The organism is Pseudomonas sp. PDM26, from assembly GCF_019219185.1.
GTDB lineage: Bacteria > Pseudomonadota > Gammaproteobacteria > Pseudomonadales > Pseudomonadaceae > Aquipseudomonas.
Genome location: NZ_JAHUWC010000041.1, coordinates 1 through 596, shown reverse-complemented (window position 1 = coordinate 596; position 596 = coordinate 1). Strand labels below are relative to the sequence as shown.

The window sequence follows — 596 nt, the reverse complement described above, 5'->3', positions numbered from 1 at the left end:
GGCCGGTGGTTGACCGGGTGCACGATCATGCGCCCGTTATGCCGCTGGATCAGCGCCGGAATGTAGCGATGCATGTGGTCGAAGTACGGCAGGCGCAAGAACGCCGCGCGCTCGATCAGCTTCAGGCCGCAACCGGTGTCCGGGGTGGCGTCCTTGAGCAGGCGGCGGCGCAGGTTGTTGGCGAACCGCGAGGCGTAGCGCTTGCTCGCCGTATCACGGCGATTGACCCGGTGCCCGGCGACCAGTTGCACGTCAACCTGGCCCGGTTCGCCGCACACCAGCGCCAGCATGCCGGGAATGTCCGCCGGGTCGTTCTGGCCGTCGCCATCGAGGGTCGCCAGCCACTGGCCGCGGGCCTCCTGCGCGGCGTGGTACAGCGAAGTGCTCTGCCCCAGCGAGCGCTCGTGATGCAGGATGCGCAACGTGCTCAAGCCGTCGTGGCGGATCTGCCGCAGTTCCTGCAGGGTCGAATCGGTGCTGCCATCGTCGACGACGATGATTTCGTACGATTCAGCGGCCAATGCGACGCGGATTTCCTCAAGCAATGGCTTGAGGTTGTTCGCTTCGTTTTTGGCGGGAATCAGTACGGATACAAA

The 596-nt window shown here is 64.9% G+C and carries 1 protein-coding gene; it reads right to left on the bottom strand.

Annotated features, from left to right (window positions below; all coding sequences use genetic code 11):
• On the bottom strand, nucleotides 1-596 hold a 596-nt coding region (locus KW849_RS30990), incomplete at both ends, for a glycosyltransferase family 2 protein (protein WP_218433899.1).